This window comes from Amycolatopsis magusensis, from assembly GCF_017875555.1.
Lineage (GTDB): Bacteria > Actinomycetota > Actinomycetes > Mycobacteriales > Pseudonocardiaceae > Amycolatopsis > Amycolatopsis magusensis.
Map to the genome: position 1 here is coordinate 8,554,772 of NZ_JAGGMS010000001.1, position 12,759 is coordinate 8,567,530.

The 12,759-nt window shown below is 71.6% G+C and carries 13 protein-coding genes and 1 pseudogene; 8 read left to right on the forward strand and 6 right to left on the reverse strand.

Annotation, left to right across the window (positions count from 1 at the left end):
* Positions 1–46 precede the first annotated feature (46 nt).
* The 6 genes and pseudogenes from JOM49_RS38410 to JOM49_RS38435 all read left to right on the forward strand — a co-directional run bounded on the left by JOM49_RS38410 (position 47) and on the right by JOM49_RS38435 (position 4,347).
* On the forward strand, positions 47–403 hold the full coding sequence (locus JOM49_RS38410; RefSeq protein WP_282773434.1) for a WXG100 family type VII secretion target: 357 nt from the start codon (positions 47–49) through the stop codon (positions 401–403).
* Positions 404–421: 18 nt separating this feature from the next.
* A complete protein-coding gene (locus tag JOM49_RS38415) occupies positions 422–724 on the forward strand; it encodes a hypothetical protein (RefSeq protein WP_209669176.1) in 303 nt (100 codons plus the stop codon).
* A 101-nt stretch (positions 725–825) separates the two neighbouring features.
* On the forward strand, positions 826–1,218 hold the full coding sequence (locus JOM49_RS38420; protein ID WP_209669178.1) for a hypothetical protein: 393 nt from the start codon (positions 826–828) through the stop codon (positions 1,216–1,218).
* Complete coding sequence (locus tag JOM49_RS38425) at positions 1,215–2,534, forward strand: WXG100 family type VII secretion target (RefSeq protein ID WP_209669180.1); 1,320 nt, start codon at positions 1,215–1,217, stop codon at positions 2,532–2,534. Before JOM49_RS38420 ends, JOM49_RS38425 begins: the two co-directional genes overlap by 4 nt.
* Before the next feature lie 16 nt (positions 2,535–2,550).
* Positions 2,551–3,646 (forward strand): annotated as a pseudogene (locus tag JOM49_RS44455) (dihydrofolate reductase family protein).
* Between the two features lie 377 nt (positions 3,647–4,023).
* Positions 4,024–4,347 carry a GatB/YqeY domain-containing protein gene (locus JOM49_RS38435; protein WP_209669182.1) on the forward strand — a complete coding sequence of 108 codons (324 nt, stop codon included), beginning with the start codon at positions 4,024–4,026 and terminating at the stop codon, positions 4,345–4,347.
* Position 4,348: 1 nt separating this feature from the next.
* Here the strand turns inward: JOM49_RS38435 and JOM49_RS38440 are convergent, their stop codons facing one another.
* From JOM49_RS38440 to nadA, 4 genes are read right to left on the reverse strand one after another with little or no spacing between them, the layout of a single operon-like run.
* Positions 4,349–5,548: a S8 family serine peptidase gene (locus JOM49_RS38440; RefSeq protein ID WP_308159015.1), complete on the reverse strand. Its 1,200-nt coding sequence runs from the start codon at positions 5,546–5,548 to the stop codon at positions 4,349–4,351.
* 51 nt (positions 5,549–5,599) lie between these two features.
* Complete coding sequence (nadC, locus tag JOM49_RS38445; protein WP_209669184.1) at positions 5,600–6,478, reverse strand: carboxylating nicotinate-nucleotide diphosphorylase; 879 nt, start codon at positions 6,476–6,478, stop codon at positions 5,600–5,602.
* Positions 6,475–8,124 carry an L-aspartate oxidase gene (locus JOM49_RS38450; protein WP_209669186.1) on the reverse strand — a complete coding sequence of 550 codons (1,650 nt, stop codon included), beginning with the start codon at positions 8,122–8,124 and terminating at the stop codon, positions 6,475–6,477. The genes nadC and JOM49_RS38450 overlap by 4 nt, the downstream gene beginning before the upstream one ends.
* Positions 8,121–9,155 (reverse strand): quinolinate synthase NadA, encoded by a 1,035-nt coding sequence (gene nadA / locus JOM49_RS38455; RefSeq protein WP_209669188.1) that lies wholly within the window; start codon positions 9,153–9,155, stop codon positions 8,121–8,123. Before nadA ends, JOM49_RS38450 begins: the two co-directional genes overlap by 4 nt.
* 105 nt (positions 9,156–9,260) lie before the next feature.
* On the opposite strand from nadA, the gene JOM49_RS38460 reads away from it, so the two are divergent.
* On the forward strand, positions 9,261–9,905 hold the full coding sequence (locus tag JOM49_RS38460) for an NUDIX hydrolase (RefSeq protein WP_245371524.1): 645 nt from the start codon (positions 9,261–9,263) through the stop codon (positions 9,903–9,905).
* 88 nt (positions 9,906–9,993) lie between these two features.
* Positions 9,994–10,710: an LON peptidase substrate-binding domain-containing protein gene (locus JOM49_RS38465; protein WP_209669190.1), complete on the forward strand. Its 717-nt coding sequence runs from the start codon at positions 9,994–9,996 to the stop codon at positions 10,708–10,710.
* A gap of 213 nt (positions 10,711–10,923) precedes the next feature.
* Here the strand turns inward: JOM49_RS38465 and JOM49_RS38470 are convergent, their stop codons facing one another.
* On the reverse strand, positions 10,924–11,976 hold the full coding sequence (locus JOM49_RS38470; protein WP_209669192.1) for a M48 family metallopeptidase: 1,053 nt from the start codon (positions 11,974–11,976) through the stop codon (positions 10,924–10,926).
* Between the two features lie 71 nt (positions 11,977–12,047).
* Complete coding sequence (locus JOM49_RS38475) at positions 12,048–12,638, reverse strand: DUF2567 domain-containing protein (RefSeq protein WP_372444178.1); 591 nt, start codon at positions 12,636–12,638, stop codon at positions 12,048–12,050.
* Positions 12,639–12,759 lie beyond the last annotated feature (121 nt).

Sequence of the window (12,759 nt, forward strand, 5' to 3'; positions counted from 1 at the left end):
TCTTCCGGAGATCTTTTCCCGCGAGTTGAGAGGAGGTGGCCAGCCCGTGAGCAGTGCCGGCTACCAGAGTGATGCCGCGGCCATGACGCGTGCGGTCCAGGGTTTCGAGGAGACCGCGTCTGGCGCCAAGACCACCATGGCCAGCTTGGAGGCGGAGCTGACCGAAACGCTGCGCAACTACAAGGGCGACCAGGCGGTGGCGTTCTGGGACCTGCAGCGCAGGCTCCAGGAGAAGATGCAGCTCGCCGTCCGCGAGCTGGACACCATGTCCACGCTGGTCAACCAGAGCTTCCACAACTACGGCAGCGGTGACGCCGACGTGGCGCAGCAGCTGACCAGTGTCTCCAGCCTCGCCTCCGACGCCGGCGGCTCCGTGCTCGGCCGCCTGTCCGGCGCGAACTGACCCAGAGGGGAACCCGACATGGCCGACATGGTCGAAGTCAACTTCAACGCACTGCAGTTCAGCTCCGCTTCGCTGGCGGAGAAGGCCAAGCAGCTGACCGGTCAGCTGGAGACGCTGCAGCAGAACCTGCAGCCGATCAAGGCCACCTGGTACGCCTCGGGCAGCTCGGCCGGTCAGGCCGCCGAAGCCTCGGAGACCCGCCTGCGCCAGGCCACCGCCGACATCGTCGCGATCATCGCGCAGTTCGGCGGCAAGGTCGGCGAGGCGCACGACCTGCAGTACGCGCTCGAGAACCGGAACACCAACTACTTCGCCGTGTGATCGGCGGAGTTTCCCGGACGGCCGGTGCGAGCCAACCCCCCACTCGCACCGGCCGTCCGGCCTGCCGCCCCTGATTCGAGAAGGAGAACGAGGGAGTCGGGATGCAAGACCGGTCGTACTACGTTCACCTGGAGTCCTTGCGGGACTTCGCCAGGGAGCTGGAGATACAGCTCGAGTGCATGACCAAGCCGAACGACTTCCTGCTCACCCTCGGCGGTGAGCCGCTGCGGTTCGGGGAGTTCGGCGAAGCGAGTTCCCTCGCCGAGGCGCACCGCGCCGCGGTGGCGGAGATGCAGGGGTTGCTCGACCAGGTCAAGGGCGCCATCACCTTCGCGCAGGACGTCACCCACACCGTGGCCGAGGGCTACCAGCAGGCCGACCAGAACGTCGCCACCGATCTGCACGTCACCGCGGGCAACGTGATCGGCGGCATCGTCTCGGGGATCGGCAACCTGCTCGGCGGCGGCGGGGACGGCAAGGGGGCCAAGGGATGACCGCGCACACCAACTTCGGTTCGTTCAGCCACCAGCAGCTCTACGCGATGCTGCACGCCGGGGACCCCGGCGGGGCCCGCGCGGCGGCGGAGAAGTGGCGGGCGGCCGGGTTCGGCCTGTTCGAGCAGGCCGACAACCTGATGGCCCAGCTGTCCGAGTTCGAGGGTCACTGGACCGGTGGCGCCGCGGACAAGTACCAGGTGATGATCGACGACCTGGTCGGCGGCATCCGCAAGGTCGGGCAGACCGCGGTGTCCATGCGGCACCTGCTCGAGGACGCCGCCGACGAGCTGGAGACCGCCAAGGCGCAGATGCCGCCGCCGGTGAACGTGCCGGAGGTCTCCCCGGCGGACCTGTCGCTGGCGGTGAACCCGCCGCTGCTGCCCCCCGACACCACTCCCGATGTGGTGCAGGCGGCCGCACAGCGCCGGGCCGCCGCGATCGGCAACGTCGAAGCCCAGCAGCAGGCCGCGAACGCGGCGAACGCCGCGCACAGCAAGGCGATCCAGGTGATGACCGACCTGGCGGGCGACTACACCGCCGCCGAGGAGTCCATCCCCGCTTCGCCGAACGCGGTCACCGCCCCGCCGATGCCCGGCCCGGGCACCCCCGGTGGCGGTGCGAGCGGCGGCGGTGGTGCGGTGACCACGCCGCCGCCCACCGGCATCTCGGTGGTGCCAGGGGCACCACCGACCCTGCCCGGTGACGGCACGCAGCCGATGCCGATGCCGATCGACCAGGCCAAGCCGTCCAGTCCCTTGTTCGGCAACATGTTCACCGCCGGGCTGGCGGCCGCTTCGGCCGCGGCGTTCGGCCGCTTCGGCTCGATCATGCCGAAGGTGCCGCCGTGGGCCGGTGGCAAGAAGGAAGGCGACGACAAGCTGCCCGGCGGGGACGGCTCCGGCAAGCTCGGCGACGGGTTCGGCGGTGGCGCGGCCGGTGGCGGTGGCGGCGGCATCCCGATCGGCGGCGGCGGCGTGGGCGGCATCGGTGGTGGCGGGGTCGGCGGCGTCGGCGGTGTCGATCTCGGCAGCCCCGGCGACGGCGCGGCCGCGGCGCCCGGCATGGCCGGTTCCGGTGGCGCGGGCAACGCGATGTCCGGGCTGGCCGGTGGGGCGGCCGGGGCGGCCGGTGCCGCCGCGGCGAAGGGCATGATGCCGATGATGCCCATGATGCCGATGGGCATGGGCGCGGGCGGGGACATGGGTTCCGGCAGGCGCATCCCGCCGTGGCTGGTGGAAACCGAGGACGTGTGGGGTGAATCGTCGGTGGTGGCGCCGTCGGTGATCGGCGAGGAGCCGGACGCCCCGCGGTGAGCGGCGGTACGGTGGCCTGGTGTCCAGGCCATACGTACTGCTCTCGGTAGCCGCCTCGCTCGACGGGTGCATCGACGACACCAGCACCACCCGGCTCGTGCTGTCCGATCAGGACGATTTCGACCGGGTGGACGCCGAGCGGGCGGCTTCCGACGCGATCCTGGTCGGCGCGGGCACCATCCGCGCCGACAACCCCCGTCTTCTGGTGCGCTCAGCTCAGCGCCGGGAGCGCCGGGTCGCCGCCGGGAAGCCCGCCTCCCCGGCCAAGGTCACCTTCACCCGCACCGGTTCGCTGGACCCGTCGTCGCAGTTCTTCGTGGCGGGTGATGTCCCGAAACTGGTCTACGCCCCGCCCGAGGTGGCTTCTTCCCTTTCCCTGGGCCCCTCCGCGACGGTCATCGGGGCCGCCGATCTCACCGCTGCGCTGGCGGACCTGCATTCCCGTGGCATTTCCCGGTTGATGGTCGAAGGTGGCGGGCACATCCACACGCAATTCCTGGCCGCCGATGTGGTGGACGAAATCCACCTGGTTTACGCACCATTCTTCGTCGGTGAACCCGATGCTCCGCGATTCGTGCACCCGGCGGCTTTCCCGCAATCCCCGGCGCGGCCGATGTCCTTGACCTGCGTGCAGCAGATCGGCGATCTGGTGCTGATGAAATACCGGGTGACTTCGCATGACTGACCACGATCTCCTGGCCAAGGCCATCGCACTGGGCGACGAGTGCCCGCCGTCGACCACCTTCCGCGTCGGCGCCGTCATCACCGCCGCCGACGGCTCGATCCTGGCCACCGGCCACTCCGGCGAAACCGACCCGCACGACCACGCCGAAGAGGCCGCCCTGGCGAAACTGGCCGCCGACGACCCGCGCCTGGCGGGCGCCACCATGTACACCTCGCTGGAACCGTGCAGCAGCCGCCGCTCCCGCCCGAAAACCTGCACCACCCTCATCCTGGACGCCGGCATCCCGCGCGTCGTCTTCGCGTGGCGCGAACCCACCCTCTTCGTCGACTGCGTCGGCGCCGAAACCCTCACCGCCGCCGGCGTCACCGTCACCGAACTCCCCGACCTGGCCCCCGCCGTCCGCACCACCAACGCCCACCTCCTCTAACCCCCACCTCCCGAACCCCACCCTCAGACAGCCGAACCCCACGTTCAGGCACCCGAACCCCACATTCGCGCAGCCGAACTCCACACCCGCGCAGCCGAGTCCCACGTTCGCGCAGCCGAGTCCCACATTCAGGCAGCCGAGTCCCACATTCAGGCAGCTGAGCTCCACACTCAGGCGGCCGAGATCGACACTCGTGCAGCCGAACCTCACAGTCGAGAGCCCCGGGGTCCCGCGCTCAGAGCGGCGCCCAGCCCCACCACCAGTGACACAAATGTGGCTTTGGGGGCGGATTCGGCCCCCAAAGCCACATTTGTGTCCTCGGCCCCCCGCCGCGAAATACGTTGCGCGAGAAGCGGTGCCAAGTATCGTCAGGCATCGTGCGTACTGATCTTCGTCGTGGGTTGACCCAGGCCATCAAGGGCAAGGACCGCATCGCGATCTCGGCGATCCGGTCGGCGCTGGCTGCCATCGACAACGCCGAGGCGCCCTCCGTGGAGCACCATGCGACGACGTCCATCGCGGTGGGCGTCGGGTCGACGGAGGTCGAGCGCCTCCACCTGACCGACGCCGATCTCCGAGCCATCGTCGACAAAGAAGTCCAGCAGCGCACGGAAGCCGCCGAGGAGTACGAGCGGCTGGGCCGCGCCGAGCAGGCCGAACGCCTTCGCGCCGAGGCTGCCGTGCTCCGCCGTTACAAGTAGGTCAAGCGCGACGGCCGGGCCGCCACCCGCGGGTCCGGCCGCGCCGGAAGGTGGCCACGATCAGGCCGACCAGAGCCGCCGCGCCGACACCGGCGATCGCCACGACGCCCGCCAGTTCGTTGACCGGTGGCCGGGCGGGGGCGGCGGCCGGGACGATGGCGCCGGCGACCGGGCGCGGCAACGGGCCGCCGGGGCCCACGGCGTCCGGCGGGATGTCGGCCGAGACCGCGGTGTAGGCGTCCACCAGGCCCCAGCCCTGCCGCGGGTCGTGCGTCCCGCCGGGTGGGCGGTTCGCGGTCAAGGTGAGCCGGGTGATCACCTGGTCGGGCGTCAGTTCCGGCCGGTAGGCCCGCAGCAGCGCCGCCGCGCCCGCGACGTAGGCGCCCGCCATCGACGGGTCGGTCACCGGCCACCGGTGCGCGAGTTTCCCCTGCCCCCCAGCCGAAACGCTCACCAGGTCCGCGCCGGGCGCCGACAGCGAAAGGTGCCTGCCCGATTCCCGTTGCACCGGCTGCATCTGCTGGTTCAGCGAGCCGACCGCGAGCACCCCCGGCGTCGCCGACGGGTAGGTGACCGCGCCCTCCTCCTTGGCCGAAGCCGCCGAGATCACCACGGAACCCCGCCGCCGCGCGTCGTTCACGGCCGCGGTCAGCGCGGGCGAGTCCACCGGGGACGGCACGGCGACCAGGATGACGCCCGCCTTCGCGTCCGCCGCGGTGATGATCGCCGCGGCCAGTGCGTCCGGATCGGCGCTGTCCGCGGAGTTGCCGCCGGGCCGGAGGTAGCGCACCGGCAGCACCTTCGCGCCCGGCGCGACACCGGCGAAGGTCGTCGACCGGTTCTGCCGCGCGGCGACGATGCCCGCGGCGACCGTGCCACGGCCGTCGCAGTCCGGTGCGGGCGCCGTCGCGCCGGCGCCGATGCCGCGCACCGGCAGCACCTGGTCGGGCCCGAACTGCGCGTTGGCGGCGTCCACCCCGGTCCCGATGACGGCGACCGTCTGGCCGGAGCCGTCGGTCAGCGGCCACACCCGCGAGGCGTCGACCACCCGCTGTCCCCACGGCACCGCGCCCGGGTACACCCCGGACGGGTTCGCGCAGGCGCTCTGCGGGGGCGGCGCCGAAGACGGCTGGGCCGCCGCGCCAGGGGTGAGCACCGTCGCCGCCACCAGGACGGCGGGTACCGCACGCAACCACCTCACGCGGCGACCCTAAGCCGCGCGACGACTACGCCGCGCGGGTAATTTTCCCCCTCAGCCGAGGTCCATGCCGAGGTCCAGCGCCGGTGCGGAGTGCGTCAGCGCCCCGACAGCCAGGTAGTCGACCCCGGATTCCGCGTACTCCCGTGCGTTTTCCAGCCGCAGCCCACCGGACGACTCCAGCCGCGTCTTCAACCCCAGCTCGTCGCGCAGCCGGACCGCTTCGCCGCACCGGGCCGGGGTGAAGTTGTCGAGCAGCACCTCGTCGGCACCCGCCCGCAACGCCTCCTCCAACTGCGCCAGGTCGTCCACTTCGACCTCGCACGCCAGCTCGGCGGCGTGCTCGCGCGCGGCCCGCAGCGCCGCGGTCACCGAACCCGCCGCCACCACGTGGTTGTCCTTGATCAGCACCGCGTCACCGAGGCCGAACCGGTGGTTCACCCCGCCACCGCAGCGAACCGCGTACTTCTCCAGCAACCGCAATCCCGGCAGAGTCTTGCGGGAATCGCGGATCGCGCACCCCGTACCCTCCACTTCGGACACCCAGGCCGCGGTGGTGGTGGCGATGCCGGACAGGTGGCACAACAGGTTCAACGCGGTCCGCTCGGCGGTCAGCAACCCACGTACCGGTCCGCGCACCACCAGCGCCGGTTCCCCGGCGCTCAGCCAGTTCCCGTCCACGCGCCGGTCCAGCACCTCGTACGAGTCGAGCACCCGATCCAGCACGGCCAGCGCCGGGCCGACGCCGGCCAGCGTGCCCGCCACGCGCGGCGTGAAAGCAGCCGTCGAGACCACGCCGTCCGGCACGGTCGCCTGCGTGGTCGCGTCGGCGCCGTAACGCAGGTCTTCGGCGAGCGCGGTGTCGACCACGCGGAGCACATCGGTCACGTCGAGCCCGGCCTCGGCCAGGATTTCGTGAGTCAGCTCGTTCACGCCACCACCTCCTGCAGGATCGGATCGGCGAGCACCGGCTGTCCCGACGGGCTCAACCGGATCAGCTGACTCCGCCGCCCGCCCCGCTCGTCGCGCTCGGGGAAGTCCAGGCGCACGTGGCAACCGCGCGATTCGGTGCGGTGCGCGGCCGCGGCGACCAGCGCCTGCGCGGCCAGGGTCAGCGCCGCGTCCTCCACCTCCGCCTGTGTCCGAAGTGGACTGTCGACGGTGGCCAGGTCGAGCACCGAGCCCAGCACCGCGAGCCCGTCGGCGTCGCGGCCGATCGCGGCGTAGCGGCTCATCGCCCGCTGCAGCGAGTCGCGGTCGGCCGCTTCGACGTGGCGACATTCCGGCGCCAGCCCGTGCTTCGGCTCGGCGAGCACGCCCGAGGCCAGGTCGGCGGCCGCCGCTTCGGCGACGCGCTCCCCCATCACCAGGCCTTCGAGCAGGCTGTTCGACGCGAGCCGGTTGGCCCCGTGCAACCCGGTCCGCGCGACCTCACCCGCCGCGTACAGCCCGGTCACGCCGGTCCGCCCGGTCGTGTCGGTCACCACGCCACCGCACGCGAAGTGCGCGGCGGGCGTGACCGGGATGAACTCCCGGAGCGGATCGATCCCGGCGGCCCGCGCGGCCGCGTAGACGGTCGGGAACCGCTTGGCGAAGCCGGTGATCCGGGTGGCGTCGAGGAACACGTGATCGTCGACGCCGCCGGGCGCCTCGGCCATGCGGCGGTTGATCGCCGCCGACACCACGTCACGAGGTGCCAGGTCGCCGAGCGGGTGCACCCCGAGCATGACCAGCTCGCCCGCGCCATCGAGCAGGCGCGCGCCCTCGCCACGCACCGCCTCGGTGACCAGCGGGCAGCGGCCGCGCGCGCCCGGCGTGTAGAGCACGGTGGGGTGGAACTGCACGAACTCCACGTCGGCCGCCTGCGCACCCGCGCGCAGCGCCAGTGCCAGCCCGTCACCGGTGGCCGGTTCCGGATTGGACGTCGCCTGGTACAACTGGCCGAGGCCACCGGTCGCGAGCAGCACGGCCGGCGCGCGGACCACGCCGAGCACCCCGTCCGGGTCCAGCACGGACACCCCGGCCACCGCACCGGCCGGTGTGCGCAGCGCGTCGACCGCCACGTGCCGCTCCAGCACCGGCAGCCGCCGGTCGGTGGTCTCCGCGACGAGCGCGCGTTCCACCTCGGCACCGGTCGCGTCCCCGCCCGCGTGGATCACGCGGAACGCGGTGTGCCCGCCTTCGCGGGTCCTGGCGAGCCCGCCGCCGACCCCGGCGTCGAAGCGCGCACCCGACTCGCGCAGGCGCGCCACCGCGGCCGGTCCGCCGTCGAGGATCGACTGCACCACGTCCTCGTCGCAGAGCCCGGCACCGGCGATGAGCGTGTCGTCGACGTGCTTGGCGACCGAGTCGCCGTCGTCGTGCTCGCCGGGCAGCACCACCGCGACTCCGCCCTGGGCCCAGCGGGTGTTGCCGTCCTCGATGGCCGCCTTGGTGACCACCAGCACCCGCAGGCCGAGCGCCCGGCCACGCAGGGCCGCGGTCAGTCCGGCGACCCCGCTGCCGATCACCACGAGATCGGCGGCCGCCTCCCAGCGAGGCGTGGTTTTCGCCTCACGGGCAGTAACCGGGCGGTTCACTCGCCGCCGCCGGGCTGGCCGATCTCGATCATCCGCTGCACCGAAGCGCGGGCGCGGGCGGCGGTCTCGAGGTCGACGTGGACCTCGTCGAGGCCCTCGCGCAGGCAGCGCAGCAGGGCGGCCGGCGTGATCATCTTCATGAACCGGCAGGAGGCGCGGTCGTTCACCGCGCGGAAGTCGATGCCCGGCGCGGCCTTGCGCAACTGGTGCAGCATGCCGATCTCGGTGGCCACCAGCACCGAGCCGGCCTTGGTCGCCTTGGCCTCGTGCACCATGTCGCCGGTGGACAGGATCTTGACCCGGTCCGGGGCCACCGCGCCCTCGCCCGCCAGGTAGAGCGCCGAGGTCGCGCAGCCGCATTCGGGGTGGATGAACAGGTCGGCGTCGGGGTTCGCGGCGGCCCGCTCGGCCAGCTCGGGACCGTTGATCCCGGCGTGCACGTGGCACTCCCCGGCCCAGATGTGCAGGTTCTCCCGGCCGGTCACGCGCTTGACGTGGGCGCCGAGGAACTGGTCCGGCAGGAAGAGAACCTCCTGGTCAGCGGGGATGGAGGCGACCACGTCCACCGCGTTCGACGAGGTGCAGCAGATGTCGGTCTCGGCCTTGACCTCGGCCGTGGTGTTGACGTAGGAGACCACCACCGCGCCCGGGTGCTCGGCCTTCCACTCCCGCAGCTGCGCCCCGGTGATCGAGTCCGCCAGCGAGCAGCCCGCCCGCGCGTCGGGGATCAGGACGGTCTTGTCCGGGGAGAGGATCTTGGCCGTTTCGGCCATGAAGTGGACCCCGCAGAAGATGATCGTCGAGGCGTCGCTGCTCGCCGCGATGCGGCTCAGCGCGAGCGAGTCGCCGGTGTGGTGGGCGACATCCTGGATCGCCGGAACCTGGTAGTTGTGCGCGAGCAGCACGGCGTCGCGCTCCTCCGCGAGGCGCCGCACCTCCTCCGCCCAGCTCGCGTCCGGCTCCACCCCGTCGAACGGGATGAGATCGGCTTCGGCGAGCTCGCTCGCCCGCAGGGTCGTCGTGCCGGCCATGGTGGCCCTCCTAGACTGACGCGGGTTTTCGCCTTACAATCGAAAACCGTGCGAAGCCATATTAACAGCAGCGCCCCCCTGGCACACGAGGTTTTGGCGGCCGTGCTGCAAGTGCGATCGGACACACTCCAGGTGCTGTTGTGGCGGCGCGCGCTCGATCCGCACATCGGCCGCTGGTCGCTGCCGGGCGGGCGGCTGCGGCCCGACGAGGACGTCGAGACCTCCATCCGGCGCCAGCTCGCCGAGAAGGTCGACATCAAGCAGCTCAAGCACGTGGAGCAGCTCGCCGTGTTCAGCACGCCGGACCGGGTGCCCGGGCCGCGCGTGGTGGCCACCGCGTTCCTCGGCCTGGTGCCGTCGGACGTGGACCCGGAGGTGCCCGAGGACACCTCGTGGCACCGGGTGGACGAACTGCCCCGCACGGCTTTCGACCACGCCGAGATCGTGCTGCGCGCGCGGGACCGGCTGCGGTCCAAGCTGAGCTACACCAATGTCGGCTTCGCGCTCGCGCCGGACGTGTTCACCATCTCGGAGCTGCGCGGGCTGTACTCCGCGGCGCTCGGCTACAGGATTTCCGCGACCAATCTGCAGCGCGTGCTGGCCCGCCGCGGCCTGCTCGAACCGACCGGGGAGACGGCGCCGTCCGGCTGCAGCGGCGGGCGTCCGGCGGCGTTGTTCTCCTTCGCCTGCAAGGGAATCCAGGTGACCGACCCGTTCGCCGTGCTGCGTCCCCCGCCGGTGCGGCGATAACTCCGCGCGACGTACGCGATTTCCGTTGCCCGGCACGGCATCCGGGTGAAGGCCTGCGCGCGGGACGGCTTCGTCGTACCGTGTACCCGTGGCTGACGGCGCGGGAGACAGTACGGGTACGACGACCTTGCCGTTGTTCCCCCTGCAGACCGTGCTGCTGCCGGGAGCGCACCTGCCGCTGCACATCTTCGAGCCGCGGTACCGGCAGCTCACCGTGGACCTGGTCACCGGCACCGTGCCGGACCAGGAGTTCGGCGTGATCGCCATGCGCACGTCGCTGACGCGCGAGGTCACCGGGCTCGACCAGGTGCACGCCATCGGCTGCACCACGCGGCTGCGCGAGGCGAAACGCCTGCCCGACGGGCGGTTCGACGTGGTCACCACCGGAAAGCAGCGGTTCCGGCTGCTCGACATCGACAGCGAGGCGGCGCCCTACCTGGTGGGCACGGTGGAATGGGTGTCGGACGACCCCTTGCCGCGTGGCTCGGCGGAAGCGGGCGCGCGCATGGCGGAGGTCGCGCGCGGCGCGCACCGGCGGTACTGCCGCTCGGCCTGGGAACACGACGCGTGGACCGAGCCGCCCGCGGACACCTCGATGGCGGACCTCGCCTACCAGCTGGCGGCCGACTGCCTGCTGCCGATGGACGACCGGCAGGCGCTGCTGGAACAAACCCAGCCCTTGCGACGCCTGCGGGACGTGTGCCGCCTGCTGACCCGGGAAACGGGTTTCCTGACGACTTTGCGCGCGGTCCCGGCTCCGCCGGCGGAACTGAGCGCGCTGACGCGCCCGGCGAGCCTGAACTAGGCGAGGTTTCTTCGTGTCACGAATGTGGCTTTCGAGACGTCTGACGTCTCGAAAGCGACATTCGTGACATCGCAGCTGTCCACAGGCACCCACCTGTCCACAGCCCCCAGCTCAGCCGCCCCTCGGGAAGCCCCCACCCGATAAACTGGCGATAGGGGCCGCCCCCGGGAGGGTGGGGGGGCTGCCTGCTGGCGGTGAGCAGGGGCGCTGGGGTTAGTTGGCGGGTTCTGATTCGCCGTTGGGGGTTCGGTTGCCGCCGAACTTGTTCCACACTTTGCCTGCCGCGCCGGAGAGGGCTTCGCCGACATCGGTGAACACCTTGGCCAGCGGGTCGGTCGAGTTGCTGAAGGAGTCCTTGTACGACTTGGCCGCGGACTTGACGTCGTCGGACCAGGTGCTCGACGGGCTGTCGCCGTCGCGGCGCGGGTAGTCGCCGACCAGGATCGCGCGGTACTCCTCCGAAGCGGCCCACTTCTGCAGTTGGGCGGCGCGCACCACGGCCAGCGGGTGCGACATGTGCTCGACGTTGCGCAGCTTCAACAGGCTGTCGCGGACGTCGTCGACCGATTCGTACTCCTCGGCCTGCTGCAGGAACGACGGGATGTCGATGCGCGACGGGTCGATCCCGCCGGCCATCAGCACGTGCACCCGCAGCGCGGCGGCCGGGTCCTGGCCGCAGAGCAGACCGGCGCGGTCGCACGACAGCTCCGACTTGCGGTACCACTCCTTCAGCGCGGCGATCACCGCGCGCAGCCCGAACGCGCTGACCGGCGTCCACGACATCGACATCTGCATGCTGATCAGCCGGATCAGCATGGTCCGGTACACCGCGTGCCCGGACAGCACGTGCCCCATTTCGTGGCCGATGACGAACCGCAGCCCGTTGGTGTCGAGCAGTTCGACCAGCCCGGTGCTGAGCACGATGAACGGCTCGTCCATGCCGATCGTGTAAGCGCTGACCGACGGGTCCTGCGCGACGAAGATGTTCGGCACCGGCGAGATGTCCAGCGCCTGCGCGCATTCCAGGCGCAGCTTGTTCAGCTCGGGGTACTGCTTCTCACCGACGCGGATCGACGACGCCAGCGCCATCAGCCGCTCACCGCGCTCGCTGAAGAACCCGGCCACGGCCTTGAGCACTTCGGCGAACCCGGGGATGGTGCGCAGCGTCGCGAGCGCGCCCCGGTCGACCGGGTGCTCGTAGGCGCGCGGGCTGATGCCCGGAAAGCGGATGCGCCCGTTCGAGCCGGAAACTACGTCGTCGGTCATGTGATGCAGGCCTCCCTCGGTTGCCGCCAGCCTACGGAAACCGGGCAGGCCGCGCTGCCGATCAGCCGAATTCAGCCGAGACGGCGCCCGAGGTCGTCACGGCCGTTCCACCCGGCCAGCAGCCCGTAGGTGGCGGCCACCGCCAGCGGCTGGGCCAGCAGCACCCACGCCGATTCCAGCACCGGCGCGGTTTCCAGCACGTCACCCACCTGGGGCGCGGCGGTCACCTCGTAGAGCATCCCGGCGAAGGTGCCGGGCCCGAGCATGGACGCCAGCCACCACGCCAGCACCGAGCCGAGGACCGCGGCCAGCAGTACCACCGGCCCGCGCCGCTCACGCAGCAGCCAGATCACCACGCCGACCACGATGCCGACGCCGAAGGCCAGCAGGGCGAACACGGCGAGGTCGTCGAAGCGGTGCCAGCTCTCCAGTTGCAGGGGCACCGGGTTCTCGGTGGCGGAAACCACGCGCACCCGCTGCGGCGGTGCCAGCAACGCCCACAGCGCGGCCAGCGGGATGCCGGTGAGCATCACCATCGACAGCACGCTCACCGCGGGCAGGATGTCCGCGGCCACCACCACCTTCGGCCGCTCGCGCGGAACGCTGAAGAAGTGGTGCGCGGGTTCGGCGGGCGGGCGCACCCCGACCGAAGATTCAGCCACCGGCGTACCTCCTGACTACGGTCCGTTGAGCTTAGGCGCTCCTCCGGTGGGTCTGGTCGATGGGCTTCGTGATCCAGGTGGTTCCTGGCGGTGCGGGCGGGTCGGCCTCGTACTGGCCGTA

What these genes read in the sequence shown, in the direction of transcription:
- JOM49_RS38415 (WP_209669176.1), top strand. Translation starts at nt 422, where the DNA reads ATGGCCGACATGGTCGAAGTCAACTTCAACGCACTGCAGTTCAGCTCC.
- JOM49_RS38420 (WP_209669178.1), top strand. Translation starts at nt 826, where the DNA reads ATGCAAGACCGGTCGTACTACGTTCACCTGGAGTCCTTGCGGGACTTC.
- JOM49_RS38425 (WP_209669180.1), top strand. Translation starts at nt 1,215, where the DNA reads ATGACCGCGCACACCAACTTCGGTTCGTTCAGCCACCAGCAGCTCTAC.
- nadA (WP_209669188.1), bottom strand. Translation starts at nt 9,155, where the DNA reads ATGGCCGGCACGACGACCCTGCGGGCGAGCGAGCTCGCCGAAGCCGAT.
- JOM49_RS38470 (WP_209669192.1), bottom strand. Translation starts at nt 11,976, where the DNA reads ATGACCGACGACGTAGTTTCCGGCTCGAACGGGCGCATCCGCTTTCCG.